Origin of the sequence: Sphingomonas sp. CFBP 13714, assembly GCF_014842205.1 — a bacterium.
Taxonomy (GTDB): Bacteria; Pseudomonadota; Alphaproteobacteria; order Sphingomonadales; family Sphingomonadaceae; genus Sphingomonas; species Sphingomonas aerolata.
On sequence record NZ_JACYVG010000001.1, the window covers coordinates 544,753 to 557,093 of the forward strand.

General features: G+C 67.5%; 12 protein-coding genes. 4 read left to right on the forward strand and 8 right to left on the reverse strand.

Annotated features, from left to right (window positions below; all coding sequences use genetic code 11):
- The first annotated feature begins 36 nt into the window (after positions 1–36).
- A complete protein-coding gene (locus tag IFT54_RS02695; RefSeq protein ID WP_031394701.1) occupies positions 37–2,295 on the forward strand; it encodes an NADP-dependent malic enzyme in 2,259 nt (752 codons plus the stop codon).
- Between the two features lie 160 nt (positions 2,296–2,455).
- On the opposite strand, the gene IFT54_RS02700 is transcribed toward IFT54_RS02695, so the two are convergent.
- Positions 2,456–3,244, reverse strand: coding sequence for an SDR family oxidoreductase (locus IFT54_RS02700; protein ID WP_031392879.1), 789 nt, complete (start codon positions 3,242–3,244; stop codon positions 2,456–2,458).
- A 344-nt stretch (positions 3,245–3,588) separates the two neighbouring features.
- On the opposite strand from IFT54_RS02700, the gene IFT54_RS02705 reads away from it, so the two are divergent.
- Complete coding sequence (locus IFT54_RS02705) at positions 3,589–4,203, forward strand: CHAP domain-containing protein (RefSeq protein ID WP_082451190.1); 615 nt, start codon at positions 3,589–3,591, stop codon at positions 4,201–4,203.
- Positions 4,204–4,216: 13 nt separating this feature from the next.
- On the opposite strand, the gene msrB is transcribed toward IFT54_RS02705, so the two are convergent.
- The 4 genes from msrB to IFT54_RS02725 form a co-directional block, all read right to left on the reverse strand.
- Positions 4,217–4,723 (reverse strand): peptide-methionine (R)-S-oxide reductase MsrB, encoded by a 507-nt coding sequence (gene msrB / locus IFT54_RS02710; RefSeq protein WP_031439784.1) that lies wholly within the window; start codon positions 4,721–4,723, stop codon positions 4,217–4,219.
- A gap of 62 nt (positions 4,724–4,785) precedes the next feature.
- Positions 4,786–6,033, reverse strand: a complete 1,248-nt coding sequence (locus IFT54_RS02715; protein ID WP_192069693.1) for a cytochrome P450 — start codon at positions 6,031–6,033, stop codon at positions 4,786–4,788.
- 97 nt (positions 6,034–6,130) lie between these two features.
- Positions 6,131–7,360, reverse strand: a complete 1,230-nt coding sequence (locus IFT54_RS02720; protein WP_192069487.1) for an ABC transporter permease — start codon at positions 7,358–7,360, stop codon at positions 6,131–6,133.
- A complete protein-coding gene (locus tag IFT54_RS02725; RefSeq protein ID WP_244648478.1) occupies positions 7,357–8,274 on the reverse strand; it encodes an ABC transporter ATP-binding protein in 918 nt (305 codons plus the stop codon). The genes IFT54_RS02720 and IFT54_RS02725 overlap by 4 nt, the downstream gene beginning before the upstream one ends.
- 38 nt (positions 8,275–8,312) lie before the next feature.
- On the opposite strand from IFT54_RS02725, the gene queG reads away from it, so the two are divergent.
- Positions 8,313–9,464 (forward strand): tRNA epoxyqueuosine(34) reductase QueG, encoded by a 1,152-nt coding sequence (queG, locus tag IFT54_RS02730; protein WP_192069489.1) that lies wholly within the window; start codon positions 8,313–8,315, stop codon positions 9,462–9,464.
- Between the two features lie 125 nt (positions 9,465–9,589).
- The gene (locus IFT54_RS02735) at positions 9,590–10,576 is read left to right on the forward strand and encodes an MlaA family lipoprotein (RefSeq protein ID WP_244648480.1); all 987 of its coding nucleotides are present in this window, start codon (positions 9,590–9,592) and stop codon (positions 10,574–10,576) included.
- Positions 10,577–10,581: 5 nt separating this feature from the next.
- Here IFT54_RS02735 and IFT54_RS02740 read toward each other — a convergent pair whose 3' ends face one another.
- From IFT54_RS02740 to IFT54_RS02750, 3 genes are all read right to left on the reverse strand, one after another.
- Complete coding sequence (locus tag IFT54_RS02740) at positions 10,582–10,923, reverse strand: hypothetical protein (RefSeq protein WP_192008188.1); 342 nt, start codon at positions 10,921–10,923, stop codon at positions 10,582–10,584.
- 65 nt (positions 10,924–10,988) lie between these two features.
- The gene (locus tag IFT54_RS02745) at positions 10,989–11,687 is read right to left on the reverse strand and encodes an EI24 domain-containing protein (protein ID WP_192069490.1); all 699 of its coding nucleotides are present in this window, start codon (positions 11,685–11,687) and stop codon (positions 10,989–10,991) included.
- A 49-nt stretch (positions 11,688–11,736) separates the two neighbouring features.
- Positions 11,737–12,300, reverse strand: coding sequence for a helix-turn-helix domain-containing protein (locus IFT54_RS02750; protein ID WP_031440838.1), 564 nt, complete (start codon positions 12,298–12,300; stop codon positions 11,737–11,739).
- Between the last annotated feature and the right edge of the window lie 41 nt (positions 12,301–12,341).

Sequence of the window (12,341 nt, forward strand, 5' to 3'; positions counted from 1 at the left end):
GGGGCTCCCCCTGCAGATACCCCCGAGGCCCCGCTTATGTCCGACGACAATAATCTCCAGTTCTCCGAACGCGAAGCGCTGCTGTTCCATTCGGAAGGCCGTCCCGGGAAGCTCGAGATCATTGCGTCCAAACCGATGGCGACGCAGCGCGACCTCGCGCTCGCCTATTCGCCCGGCGTGGCGATTCCGGTGCAGGCGATCGCCGACGATCCCTCGACCGCCTATGACTATACCGCCAAGGGCAATCTGGTCGCGGTGATCTCGAACGGCACCGCGATCCTCGGCATGGGCAATCTCGGCGCGCTCGCGTCGAAGCCCGTGATGGAGGGCAAGGCGGTGCTCTTCAAGCGCTTCGCCGACGTCGATTCGATCGATATCGAGCTGAAGACCGAAGACGTCGATCGCTTCATCGATGCGGTCGAGTTGATGGAACCGACGTTCGGCGGCATCAACCTTGAGGACATCAAGGCGCCCGAGTGCTTCATCATCGAGCAGACGCTGCGCGAGCGGATGAATATCCCCGTATTTCATGACGATCAGCACGGCACCGCGATCATCTGTGCGGCCGGGCTGATCAACGCCTGCCTCGTGACCGGGCGCAAGCTTGGCGACATCAAGCTGGTCGTGAACGGCGCGGGCGCGGCGGCGATTGCGTGCACCGAGCTGATGAAGGCCATGGGCGTACGGCCCGACAACGTCATCATGTGCGACCGTACCGGCGTGATCTACCAGGGTCGCGACGATGTGAACCAGTGGCAGTCGGCGCATGCCACGACGAGCAGCGCGCGGACGCTGACCGAGGCGCTGGTCGGCGCCGACGTGTTCCTCGGCCTGTCGGCGGCAGGCGCGCTCAAGCCTGAGATGGTCAAGGACATGGCGGCTGCGCCGATCATCTTCGCGATGGCCAATCCCGAGCCCGAGATTCGCCCCGAGCTGGCGATGGCCGCACGCCCAGACGCGATCGTCGCGACGGGCCGGTCGGATTATCCGAACCAGGTCAACAACGTGCTGTGCTTCCCGTTCATCTTCCGCGGTGCGCTCGACGTCCGCGCGACGGGGATCAACGACGCGATGAAGATCGCCGCGGCCAATGCGATCGCCGAGCTGGCGCGCGAGCGTGTGCCCGAGGAGGTTGCGCTGGCCTATGGTGTCAGCCACAGCTTCGGTCCGGCCTATATCATCCCCGCGCCGTTCGATCCGCGGCTGATGGAGGTCGTTCCCGTCGCGGTCGCCAAGGCGGCAATGGCATCGGGCGTCGCGACCAAGCCGATTCTCGACATCGAGGCGTATCGCCAGTCGCTGCGCGCGCGTCTCAACCCGACCACCTCGGTGCTGTCGATGGCCTATGAGGGCGCACGGGCGCATCCCAAGCGTGTCATCTTCGCCGAGGGCGAGGAAGAGGTCGTGCTGCGGGCGGCGATCGCGTTCAAGGAGGGCGGCTACGGTACGCCGGTGCTGGTCGGTCGCGACGACGTGCCCGACCGGTTGCGCGCGCTGGGCGTCACCGATCCCGAGAGCTTCGAGCTGCACAACAGCCGCGTCTCGCCGCTGGTGCCGAAGATGGTCGAGCTGCTCTACGCCCGGCTCCAGCGTCGTGGGTATCTGCGGCGCGACTGCGAGCGGATGGTGAACCAGGATCGCAACATCTTCGGTGCGCTGCTGCTGCAGCTCGGCGAGGGCGATGCGATGATCACCGGCATCACGCGCACCTATGGCGAAACGATGCGCCAGATCTACCGCGTGATCGATCCGGCCGCGGGCAAGACGCCGTTCGGTATCCATCTGCTCGTCGGGCAGAGCCACACGGTGTTCATCGCCGACACCACGGTCAACGAGCGTCCGACCGCCGAACAGCTCGCTGATTTCGCCGAGCAGACCGCCGCGGTCGCACGTCGCATGGGGCATGAGCCGCGCGTCGCGTTCCTGAGCTATTCGAACTTCGGCAATCCGAAGGGCGAGTGGCTCGACAATATCCGCGATGCGGTGACGGTGCTCGACGGTCGACAGGTCGGGTTCGAATATGAGGGCGAGATGGCGCCCGACGTGGCGCTCAACCCGAAGCAGCTGGCGAATTATCCGTTCGCGCGACTGTCGGGGCCGGCGAACGTGCTGATCATGCCGGGTCTTCAGTCGGCGCATATCTCGGCCAAGCTGCTGCGCGAGCTTGGTGGCGATTCGGTGATCGGGCCGATGCTGATCGGCATGGAGAAGCCGGTGCAGGTCGCGCCGATGACGAGCACGGCGAGCGAGCTGGTGACGCTGGCGGTGCTCGCGGCGGGTGGGATTGCCCGGTGAACTCTCCCTCTCCCCTTGGGGGAGAGGGAAGGGGCCCGCGGCACTTGCCGTGGGAAGGGTGAGGGTTTTGAGGCTCGGACGGCGCGTCCCAACCGCCCCTCACCCTCCCACCGCTTCGCGGCGGGCCCCTCCCTCTCCCCCGGGGGGAGAGGGGCTTTGCTTAGGCGTCGATGCTGGTGCCTAGCGAGGCGTGGACGAGGCCGCCGTCGACGGTAATGGTTTCGCCGATCACGTAATCGCCGGCGCGGCTCGCGAGGTAGATCGCGGCGCCGGCCATGTCCTCGTCGACGCCGACCCGCTTAGCGGGGATCCCTTGCGCAACCGCGTCGCCGTGATCGCGGGCCGCCTTGTTCATGTCGCTGGCGAACGCGCCGGGGGCGATCGAGGTGACGTTGATCGAATCAGTCACCAGCCGCGCCGCCATGCGCTTGGTCAGATAGATCAGTGCTGATTTCGACGCGTGATAGCTGTAGGTTTCCCACGGGTTGAGGCGTTGTCCGTCGATCGATGTGATATTGATGACCTTGGCTGGCCGGTCGCGCGAGCCCGAGGCCTTGAGTGCTGCGTGCAGCGCCTGGGTCAGGAAGAAGGGCGATTTGACGTTCAGGTCCATGACCTTGTCCCAGCCGACCTCGGAAAACTCCTCGAACGGGACGCCCCAGGCCGCACCCGCATTGTTGACGAGGATGTCGAGTCGGCTCTCATGCTCGGCGAACTGGGCGGCGAGCGCCTTGCAGCCGGCGACGGTCGAGACGTCCTGCGGCAGCGCGATGCAGTTGGGGCCGAGTTCGGCCGCGGCGGCTTCGCAGGCATCGGCCTTACGCGACGAGATATAGACCTTCGCGCCCTGCGCGATGAAGCCCGCCGCGATCATCTTGCCGATGCCGCGGCTGCCGCCGGTGATCAGCGCGACGCGGCCGTCGAGACGGAACAGGGTGGTCGTATCCATGCGACATCCTCCAGAGATTTTTGCGACTGGTATCGCCGTGCGGCGTGCGTAGCAAACCCGTTTTTCGAATCGCCGTGGTTTGACGAGGTGGTGCGCCGTACTGTCATCGCAAAGCCGGTCATCCTGCGCTCTCTTGATGGGTGCGGGACTAACGATCCCGGCCCGCATGGGCGTGTCCGCTGCATCAGCGGCAGAACATCGGAAAAGGGCGGCATGGTCGGCTAAAAAAGGGGCTCGTCGGCGCGGCAACACGCTTCGTCGGATATGGTTCCGCGACGCCTTTCAATTAAATCCGCACTCCCGTAGCCAGACTGGGACGAACGGGTTTTGACCGGGGGGTCTCGATGAATTTCAAGGCGTTAGCAGCGCGTTTTGCGCTGGTGGTATCGTGCGGCCTGATGACGGCCACACCGGCAGCGGCCCAGTTCTGGCAGTGTGTGACCTTTGCCCGCTCGGTGTCGGGCATCGAGATCCGCGGCAATGCGAACACCTGGTGGAGCCAGGCCGAGGGCCGCTACGAGCGGGGCCATGCACCAAAGGCCGGTGCCGTCCTTGCTTTCTCGCCGACCTCGCGGATGCGCGTCGGCCATGTCGCGATGGTCTCGAAGGTCGTCAGCGACCGCGAAGTGCTCCTGACCCATGCCAACTGGTCGCGTCGCGGCGCGATCGAAACCAATGTCCGCGCGATCGACGTGTCCGACGCGGGCGACTGGAGCATGGTTAAGGTCTGGTACGGGCCGCAGGGCGATCTCGGTACCTCGGCCTATCCGACCAAGGGCTTCATCTATTCAGGCCATGCACCGCGCGGCGAGATGCTCGACGCCCCCGCCCAGCCGTCGCTCCAGATGGTCAGCGCGCCCAGCGCAACGCAGCGTGCCAACGCCGCTCAGCTCGCCACGGTGCAGCATGGCCCGACCGACCCGCGCGGCATCTTCACGCTCGTAAACGACGCGGGCTGAACCAGTTAAGCGATTACCGGGCCGCCATCGCCCGGAACGTCAGCGCATCGCCGTTCATGCAATAGCGCTTTCCCGTCGGCTTGGGGCCGTCGTCGAACACATGGCCGAGATGCCCGCCGCAGCGTCGGCAATGCACCTCGGTCCGCGCCATCCCAAGCGTCGAATCGACCCGGGTCCGCACCGCATTGGGCAAGGGCTGCCAGAAGCTCGGCCATCCCGTCCCGCTCTCGAACTTGGTCTTCGACGAGAACGCAGGCAGTGCGCAGCCGGCACACGAAAAGATCCCCGCGCGATGTTCGCCGTTGAGCGGGCTCGAATAGGGTCGCTCGGTTCCTTCCTTGCGCAGCACGTTATAGGCATCCGGCGACAGCTTCTTGCGCCACTGTGCATCGCTCAGCGTGACCTCGAAGCGTTCGGCGGCCTGGGCGGACTGCGACGAGCAGCCCCAGAGGGCAAAGCCCGCGGCGCCGGCGCCGGCGAGCGTGAGGAACGTGCGGCGATCGGGCGATGTGTGTGTCATGGTCATGATATAAGTACGAACCTTGCCGCGAACAGGATGCGTGCGGGGGCGGGCCATGAAAGTCAGTAGCGGCTGATCTCGACCGGGAGCGAACGATAGCCGTGGACGAAACACGCGGCGACTCGGGTGGGGGCGCCGACCACGTTGATCCGCATGCGGCGCTTCGCCATCTCCTCGAGCAGGATCGCGAGCTGCATCTCGGCGAGCCTCGCCCCGACGCAGCGATGGATGCCGTGGCCGAAGGCGAGGTGGCGCCGCGCATTGGGACGGTCGACGCGGATCGCGTCGGCATCGTCGCCGAACACGCTTTCATCGCGATTCGCCGAGAGATACCACAGGGCGAGCTTGTCGCCGGCCTTGATCGACTGGCCCTGCAGTTCGGTATCTTGCGTTGCGGTCCGCCGCATGTGCGCGAGCGGCGTCTGCCAGCGGAGGATCTCGCTCACGGCGTTGGGAATGAGCGCCGGATCCGCTTCGAGCATGGCGCGGGCGTCGGGAAATGCGTCGAGGCCATAGGCCAGCGCCGACATCGAGTTGCGGGTCGTATCATTGCCTCCGACGATCAGGAGGATCAGGTTTCCGATGAATTCGTGATGCTCCATATGCGCCATCGCATCCGAATGGATCATCATCGAGATCAGGTCGGGGGTCGGCGGCCGGTCGATCTTGGCGTTCCAGAGCGTCTGGAAATAGGCCCCGCAATCAAACATATGCGCGAGCCGCTGCTTGCGCGTCTCCTCGTTCTTGACGAGCTCGATGTCGCCCGCCCAGTCCGACCACAGGGTCAGCTTGCGCCGATCCTCCCACGGGAAATCGAACAGGATCGCCAGCATTTGCGTCGTCAGTTCGATTGCGACGCGGTCGACCCAGTCGAACGGCGTGTTCCAGTCGAGCCCGTCGAGGATCTCCGCGGTGCGCCGGCGGATGTCGGGCGCCATGCGGGTCATCTCGCTCGGCGTGAAGGCGGGGGCGACCGTGCGGCGCTGGCTGGTGTGGATCGGGCGATCGCGCGCGATGAACATCGGCATGCGAACGTCGCGATCGCGGTCAAAATCGGCGAGCGTGATGCCGCCGGCTTCGGAGGAATAGAGATCGGGCAGCGACTCGACCTCGACGATCCCCCGGTAGTTCGAGACCGACCAATAGGGGCCGTAATCCGAGCTCGCGACATGGTGGACCGGGGCATGCGCGCGAAGGTGGCGGAAGGGCGCGTGCCAGACATCGTCGCGGTAGAGGTCCGCGCGACTGACATCGAGCGGGTCGATCGGGGGTTTTCCGGTTGCCGCCCCGTTGGTTACGCGCTCGCTGATCGGAGCCGTCGTGATTTCGCCTGCAAGCGTCGCCACCCATCACTCTCCTGTTTTCAGGCAGGAGACCAAGTACTGACAGCGATGTCAACAACCTGTGTCAGTGCGGTTTCGCGCGGCGCCAGAAGGGCCGCGCGCTGCCCGACTGGAGCACGCCGCGGCGGAACAGTCGTGCGCCAACGACGATGAAGATCGTCACCCACAGGGCCTGCCAGGCCAGCGCCGCGACGTGCGGCCAGAGCTCGGGGGAATTGGCCGCGTGCCCGGCCATCGCGAAGGGCGAGGAGAGCGGGAAGAGTTCGGCGAGCGTCGCGATCCAGCTGCCGGGGCGCGAGACCGCGGCGGACGAGAGACCGAACATCGCGACCTGAAGGATCGTGATCGGCAGCGACAGCATCTGGATCTCGCGCATCGTCGAGGCCTGCGCGCCGACGCCGAGAAACACTGATCCCAGAAGCAGATAGGCCATGGTGAAATAGCCAGCGAACAGCAGCGCGAACATCGGTCCGCCGACTGCGGGACGGAGATCGCCGATCGCCGCCGCCGCGCCTGCGGGAAGCAATGTCGTGACCTGTCCGACGACGGTGCCCCAGAAGGCGACGAACAGCACCGCGACGCCGAACATGCCGATCAGCTTGCCGAAGAACACCGATTCGAGCGGGACCGCGGCGGCGAGCACCTCGATCACCTTGTTGTTGCGCTCCTCGGCCATCGTGCCGACGACCTGGCCCGAGAGGAACAGCGTGAGGAAGAAGATCCCGAACACCGCGAAGAACGCGGACTGATGCTGGCCGCCAACCGATCCGCGCGACCGCGTGATCCGGGTCTTGGTCACGTCGATCGGGGGCAGCGTGCCGCCCGCCTGTTGCGCCGCGAGCGTGGTCTGCGCGAGCGTCGCGAGATAGCCCGCCGCGCGGTCGCCGCGTGGACCATAGAGGATCTGTGGCGCCGCGAGCGGGCCGTAAAGCACTGCGGCGGCGTCGATATCGTTGCGGTTGAAGGCGTTGCGCGCCTGTGCCGCCGGATCGGCGGCGGCCGGCTGGGTGGTCAGGTCGGGCGGTCCCTCGCCTGGCCGGAAGATGCCGCGCAGCTGCGTGTCGGCCTCGGCGATCATGCGCGACTCGGCGGCGGGGAGGATCGCGATGATCTGCGCCTTGTCCTGCGCGCCGTCGGTGACGCTGGCCGCGCCGAGCCCGCCGACCGCCCCGAATGCGCCCATGATCAGCGGCGCGAACAGGAAAAGCAGGAAGATCGGGGTGAAGACGGTTGCGGTGAAATCGCGGCGGGCGATGGTGAAGGTCTGGCGCAGCGTGCGGCGGAAGCGGGTCATGGCTGCGCCTCTTGCTGGCCGACGATTCGCACGAACGCCTCGTGCAGCCCGGGGCGTTCGATCGAGAGCCCGGAAATGCCGTATCCCGCATCGATCAGCCGGACCAGCAGCGTCTCGATCCCGCCGCCCGGCAGTTCGAACCGCCAGCCGTCGCGATCGGGCAGCGCGTCGGGGGGCAGCACGCCGCGGATCGCGGGGTCGGGACGGTGCGGGGTGTAGTGAACGCGCTGGGGCAGGACGCCGCGCGCGTCGTCGACGGTGCCCTCGAACCGGCGCTTGCCGCCGGCGATGATCGCCAGCCGGTCGCACAGCCGTTCCGCGTGGCTCATGATATGCGTCGAGAACAGGATCGTCGCGCCGCGATCGCGCTCGACAAGGATAAGCTTTTCAAGACGTTCCTGGTTGACCGGATCGAGCCCGGAAAAGGGTTCGTCGAGCACGAGCAGATCGGGCTGATGCACGACCGAGCCGAGCAGCTGGACGAGCTGCGCCATGCCCTTCGACAATTTGCGGATCTTCTCGTCGACCGCATGGCCGAGCCCCGCCCCCTCCATCAGCGTCACCGCGCGCGCACGTCCGGTCTTCCAGTCGAGACCACGCAGCGCGCCCATGAACGCGATCGCCTCGCGTGCCTTCATCGCGGGATAAAGTCCCCGTTCCTCCGGCAGATAGCCGACATGATCCGAGGCGTCGCGCGGGCTGTCGAAGCCCAGCAGCGTGCGGTCGCCTTCATCGGGCTCGATGATCCCGAGCAGCATGCGCAGCGTCGTGGTCTTGCCCGCGCCGTTCGGGCCGAGCACGCCATAGATCGCGCCGGTCGGCACGGCGATGTCGACGCCGTCGACCACCCGCCGGTCGCCGAAGCGCTTGACCAGCCCGCTGGCCTTGACCGCCCATTCCTCGCCCACGCGCAAACTTCCTTCAAGCCGAGCGGCTGTGGTAGCGGGCGGACGTGCCCGACGACAAGCCATCCGACCTCGAATCGCGCGTGAAGGCCAAGGCGGCCGAACTGGGCTTTGCGGCGTGCGGGATTGCGCGCGCGGATGCGGCGCCGCTGGCGGGCGAACGGCTGCACGAGTGGCTGGCCGAAGGGCGGCATGGCGACATGATCTGGATGGAGGAGCGGCGCGCGCAGCGGGCGAGCCCTGCCGGGCTGTGGCCCGCGGTGCGCAGCGTGATCGCGCTGGGCATGAGCTATGCGCCGAAGGACGATCCGCTGCGGCTGGCGGAGCAGGGCGAGGTCGGCCGGATCTCCGTCTATGCGCAGGGCGCGGATTATCACGACGTCATCAAGCGGCAGCTGAAGGCGCTCGGCCGATGGCTGGCGAGCGACGCGGTTTCTGTCGATTACCCGTTCGATCTCAAGGTGTTCGTCGACACCGCCCCGGTGATGGAGAAGCCGCTCGCGGAGGCGGCGGGGCTGGGGTGGCAGGGTAAGCACACCAATCTGGTCAGCCGGACAGAGGGCAGCTGGCTGTTCCTCGGCGCGATCTACACGACGCTCGAGCTGAAGGGTGACGCCGCGGGTCGGGATCTGTGCGGCAGCTGTGACGCGTGCCAGCGCGCGTGCCCGACCGATGCGTTTCCGGCGCCCTACAGGCTCGATGCGCGGCGTTGCATCTCGTATCTGACGATCGAGCATGCGGGGGTGATTCCGCATGAATTCCGGGCGGGTATCGGCAACCGCATCTATGGCTGCGACGATTGCCTGGCGGTGTGCCCGTGGAACAAGTTCGCCGCGGCCGCGAACGCCAATCTCGCCTTTGCGCCGCGGGCCGAGCTGGTTGCGCCCGAGATCGCCGACCTGATCGCGCTCGACGATGCGGGGTTCCGCCAGGTCTTTGCCGGATCGCCGATCAAGCGGATCGGGCGCGACAAGATGGTGCGCAACGCGTTGATCGCGGCGGGGAATAGTGGCGATCCGGCCTTGTCGGGGGGCGTCGCGGCGTTGCTGGGCGATCCGGCGCCGGTGGTGCGCGGGACGGCGGTGTGGGCCTTGTCGCGACTCGACGCGGTGCGATTCGCGGCCGAGAAAGCGCAGCGTCGTGGCGGCGAAAATGACGACGGCGTCCGCGCGGAATGGGACCGGGCGAACTTAAGCTGACGCGGGCCAAGTGACGCGCGACAGGAGAAATTATTCACGAACGCCGGTGTAGGGGCGCGCATTCGAGACTTGCCTTGCGGGGGCAATGCGGACAGCGGTGGCGGTCCAAGGGGCGATGATTGCATATGTTGGCATTTTCCACTGCTACGATGGTCGCCGCGCTGGCGGTGCAGGCCGTCGACCCGCTGCCCGTCGCGCCGGTCCCGGTCGCGCCGTCGACGGTGGTTGCGGACGAGCAGCGCGAGCCCGAATCGCCCGTCGTGCCGGTATCGCCGCCCGTGGTGCCCGTAGCGCCGGTTGCAGCGCCCCAGACTGTCCCGGTTCCAGCGCCCGTGCCCGCCGAGCCGACTGCGCAGAAGGACATTGTCGTCGTCGGGCAGACGCGCGATCCCGGCGATCCGTTGCGTGGCGTGAATGCGCAGGCGTTCGGGGCGACGCAGGCGGTCGACAGCGCGGTCGTCGGGCCGGTGGCGCGGGTCTACAAGCGCAAGGTGCCGAGCCCGATCCGCAAGGGTATTCACAATTTTCTCTACAACTTGCGCGAGCCGATCGTGTTCGTGAACTTCCTGCTGCAGTTCAAGCCGGGCAAGGCGGCCGAGACGGTCGGGCGGTTCGTGATCAATTCGACGGTCGGCGCGGCGGGGGTCATCGACGTCGCCAAGAAGCGGCCGTTCCGGCTGCCGCGCCGGTCGAACGGCTTTGCCAACACATTGGGGTATCACGGGATCGGCAACGGGCCGTTCCTGTTCCTGCCGCTGGTCGGGCCGACGACGGTGCGCGACCTGATCGGCGGGACGCTCGACCGGTTGCTGTTGCCGACCGCGATCGGGTCGCCGTTCACCGATGCGAGCTACACGGTGCCGGCAGGCGTGCTCGGCGCGCTCGACCACCGCGCCGATTTCGACGAAACTCTCAAGTGTTTGCATGACGATGTGGGCGATCCCTATGCATCGTCGCGCGCCTTCTACCTGCACCGGCGGCAGGCGGAGATCGATCATCTCCACCGCCGGCCGCCGGCGCCGCCGCCCGAATGCCAGGCGGCGCTGCCCGCGACGCGGATCCCGGTCGGCGCGGCGGGCGCGACCGAAACGGTGCCGCCGCCCGGGCCCTGAGCGGCTTAGCGGCCGCCGTCGCGGCGGGTGAGCGCGGCGACGCAGCTGGCGCGGTCGATCGTGCTGCCGTCGAGCTCGCGCGCGTCGATATAGGTGACCTTGGGCTCGCCCGATCCGGCGGGGTAGAGATAGGCGTCGAGCACGCAAATTCCGCTCTGGAACTGGAGCTTGCGCGCTGCGCCCTCGCGGACATCGGCGTCGGGATCGCCGAACAGCCGGGTCAGCCCGGCCGCGGTCTGGCCGATCACGCGTTCGAGCCCGACGCTGGTATAGGGGATGGCGGGACGGCCGACCGGGGCGGTCGCGACCGGCGCGGCGCAGCCGGCGAGCGCGAGGCCGAGGGCCATCGCCAGGCCCGGGGCGGACCGCGAGATTGCGAAGGCTTTCAACGCGTTGACACGTGATCTCGTCATCAGCTGGTCCCCCGGGCGCGCACCGCTGCGCGCGTCCCGTGATAAAAATGCGTCGCCATCGCCGCGCCGAGCACGGGGGCGGCGATGTTGAGGATCGGAACCACGAACAGCGCGGTGTTCGCAAGACCCAGCACGAACCGCGACGCCCGCGTCGTCGCACGCCAGCCCCGCATCGCCGCGGCGTCCATGTGGCGCGCCGCGACCATGTCGCCGAGATCGCGCCCGAGCAGCCAGCCATTGACCACGAAAAACGCCGCCGCGGTCCCGACCCCGGTGACGAGCAGGCCGATATAGACGGGCAACATCAACAGGTTGACGAAGAGGACGCGGAACGCCGAGCGCAATCCCATCGCCAGGCTGCGCGCGAACGGTACGGGCCGCGCGGTGGCGAGACGGGCGGGATAATGCCGCGCCTCGACCGCGGCGACGACATCGTCGGCGAAGATCCCGACGACCGCGATCGCGACCGCGCGAAACAGGATCCAGACCGCGAGGATGGTCAGGAACAGCGCGACCGCGGCGGCGATCCCGGCCTGGTCGCTGCCCAGCCAGGCGGCGAAAATCGCCTTTGCGCCCAACCACATGAGCAGGCCGAGCGCGGCGAAGACGAGCAACGTCACCGCCATCGATTTGGCAAAGACGCGCAGCACCGGCGGATCGCCGAGCTGGCCGAGCGAGAGGAAGAAACCGCGGATCATGCGTCAGCGATGGCCCGCCGCCTCCGGGCCGTCAACGTTGGGCTGCGACTCAGAGCGTGCGGATCAGGCGGACGGCGCGGGCAATCCAGACGGGGCGCTCGATCTGCTGCGGCGCGGCATCGTCGCCGACCGGAATAAGCGTGGGACTGCCGTCGGTTAGCGCGACCAGACGGCCAAAGGCGAAGCGGCCGGCGGGGCGGGGGACGAGCACGTCGCGGTAGAGCGCGCTCTCGAATTCGTCGGGGCCGAGCGTGGTGCACCAGAGCACGTCGCCCGTGCGGTAGTCGCCGACGCCGGCGGCCACCGTCACCGCGACCTGACCCGGCTCGACATGCGGCGGGGTGGCGAGGTTTGGGCGGGTAGGGGCTTGAATTCCGGTCGAATCCAGGATCGCGACGACGGGCAGATCGGCGCGTTCGGGCATCGTCACGAGATCGACCGCGGCGACGTCGAGCGCGGCGGCGATCCGGTTGAGCCAGCCGACCGACACGGTCCGCGTCCCCGTCTCGAGCCGGCCGATCGTCTGCGCGGTTGTCGGGGGATCACAACGCCTTGCGACGTCGTCGAGCGTCAGTCCCTTGGCGCGGCGGACGGCACGGATAGCAGTGATCATCGAAAGGCTCCGTCGCTTGCAAAAACCAGATAGGTTAGTTT